The following is a 2,726-nucleotide window of genomic DNA, read 5'->3' on the forward strand; positions in this document are numbered from 1 at the left end:
CCAATAATCCCCGATACCTCGTGGGGGGCAGTGCTGCCGGTCTTGCCGCCGCCTTCGGCGCGCCGCTGGCGGGCATGTGCTTCGCCTTTGAGGAAATGAAGACGCCCCTCAGGGCGCCGATGGTCATAACCTGCGCCATCACGGCCTTTGCCGCCATTTATGTCATGCAGGGCATTTTCGGCTTCGGGCTGGTTTTTCCCTTTGGTGAGCACCCCATGCTGCCGTGGCGCGAATGGTGGCTCGTGCCTGTTGCCGGAGTGGTTATGGGCGTGCTTGGCGTGCTGTATAATGCCGTGCTCATACGCATGACCCTCTGGGCCGACAAAACCAGGCTGCTTCCCCTGCATCTGCGGGTAGTCATACCCTTTATGTGCGCCGGGCTTTTTTTGTATTTCTATCCCACGGTGCTCGCCGGTTTCGGCATAGGCGCCCTTGATCTGGCGCGCCTGTCTGTACCGCTGACCGCGCTCGTGCTGTTGCTGGGCGTCAAGATGCTTTTTTCCTGCGCCAGTTTTGCCACGGGCGTGGCTGGCGGGCTGCTCATGCCCATTCTGTTCATGGGGGGCATGGCCGGGGCCTGTCTTGCATCCGCCATGCTGCTTTTCGATCTGGTCGCGCCGGACAGGGCCGCCACCATACTGATTCTGTGCATGGCCGGGCTGTTCGGTTCGTCAGTGCGCGCACCGCTTACGGGCGCTTTTCTTATGCTTGAGATGACGGACTCGTACCACAATATGGTCCTTGTTATCCTTGCGGCATATATTGCGGCCTTTGTGGCTGACAGGCTCGGCAACGAACCCGTGTATGACAGCCTGCGTCGCCGCTGTGTCGCCCAGGGCAAGATCCGGACGCCCCGTCGCAAGCCCCGCCGCCCACACTGTCCGCACGGCCCGCAGGGGGGAACAGGGAGCACAGAGGAAACAGTGGGAACGCGGACTGTTTCACCGCCTGGCACATGAGATAAAATTGTGTTATAATATTTTGATATTATTAAACTTAATAAATAGTGCTTGCACTTTGCTGTGGGAGTGGCTATTTTGACCCTTCAATGTAAATCAGGCCATGTGGAGTAGGTATGACCCGTAAAGACCGCACAGAAGGCATATACAGCCGCCGCGAAGTTCTGGATGAGAGCGAGCGCCGCCAGTACTGCCTTATCCAGCTCAAGGACTTGCTCTCCTATGCGTACCGCTATTCGGAAGACGTGAAGAAACGCTTCGACCGTGCGCAGTTCAATGTGGAGAAGTTCAAGACCCTTGCTGACATCAAGCATATTCCCATTCTCAAAAAGAAAGAGCTTATCTTTCTTCAGTCCATGGGGCCGCGTCTGGGCGGACTGCTGACCAAGGATATTGGCGAACTCAAGCGCATTTTTCTTTCCCCAGGCCCCATTTTCGACCCCGAAGACCGTGGCGAAGATTACTGGGGCTATACCGAAGCCTTTTATTCTGTGGGCTTTCGCCCCGGCGACGCGGTGCAGAACACCTTCAACTACCAGTTGACGCCTGCGGGCCTCATGTTTGAAGAGCCTTTGCGCAACCTTGGCTGTGCGGTTATTCCAGCAGGGCCGACCGATGCCGCCACCCAGCTGGACATCATGCAAAAGCTGCGCGTGTCCGGCTATGTGGGAACGCCGAGCTTTCTTATGCACCTGGCGCAAAAGGCCGAAGAAAAGGGCCTCAATCTGCGCAAGGACCTTTTCCTGGAGGTGGCCTTTGTCACCGGTGAGCGCCTTTCTGAAAAAATGCGCTCGCAGATGGAAAAGAAGTACGACCTGGTCATGCGGCAGGGCTACGGCACGGCTGACGTGGGCTGCATCGGCTACGAATGCTTCCACAAGACCGGCCTGCATGTTGCCAACCGCTGCTTTGTGGAAATTTGCCATCCTGATACGGGCATTCCGCTCAAGGACGGCGAAGTGGGCGAAATTGTCGTCACGGCTTTCAACAAGACCTATCCGCTCATCCGTCTGGCTACGGGCGATCTTTCATACATTGATCGCAGCCCCTGCGCCTGCGGCCGTACCAGCCCGCGCCTGGGCAGCATTGTGGGCCGCGTGGACACCACAGCCCGCATCATGGGCATGTTTGTCTACCCGCATCAGGTTGAGCAGGTTATGAGCCGCTTTGAAGAAATCAAGCGTTGGCAGATCGAAGTCACCAACCCCGGCGGCATCGACGAAATGACCCTTTTTGTGGAAACAAGCGCCTTCAAGCGCGAAGAGGAACTGCTGCACCAGTTCCGCGAAAAGATCAAACTGCGCCCCGAACTGCGCGTGCTCGCTCCCGGCAGCCTGCCCCCGCAGATCCGGCCCATCGAAGACAAGCGCCACTGGGACTAGAGCCGCGCGGCATTAGAGTATTGTCGCATCGAGAAGCTCCATTCTCAATGCTTCCAGGACGCCCGCTTCGGCGCGTAACCGCACAAATAAACTGCGCTTACGCTTCCGGGGCGGGCGTTTGCTCCCGCATCCGCCAGAGCTGTTTCAAGGAGAAATTGCTCTGTTGTGCATTGCCATTGAGAAGACAGCCATTCTCCGGCCTGCAAAAAAACGCCCCGGCGCTTGACGGCAGTTTACGGCTTTGACAGCGGCCGCGGCACATGCCGCCGCCCGCTGCGCGTATTTACGGCATGGCAAGGTTCAGCTCCGCAGGGGCCGGATGTTGCCGTGCCGTTTTCTGGTTTTTCAGCGCTTTTTACCGGCTGTTGCCGCTCGTTCCCGTCCG

2 protein-coding genes are annotated in these 2,726 nt (G+C 58.0%); both read left to right on the plus strand.

Annotation, left to right across the window (positions count from 1 at the left end; genetic code table 11):
• Positions 1–959, plus strand: a 959-nt coding sequence (locus V6C07_RS11065; RefSeq protein WP_333536537.1) for a chloride channel protein, incomplete at its 5' end; no start/stop codon positions are given.
• A gap of 116 nt (positions 960–1,075) precedes the next feature.
• A complete protein-coding gene (locus tag V6C07_RS11070) occupies positions 1,076–2,341 on the plus strand; it encodes a phenylacetate--CoA ligase family protein (RefSeq protein WP_012623964.1) in 1,266 nt (421 codons plus the stop codon).
• Positions 2,342–2,726: the final 385 nt, after the last annotated feature.

Origin of the sequence: Desulfovibrio sp. 1214_IL3152 (genome assembly GCF_036763055.1) — a bacterium.
GTDB lineage: Bacteria > Desulfobacterota > Desulfovibrionia > Desulfovibrionales > Desulfovibrionaceae > Desulfovibrio.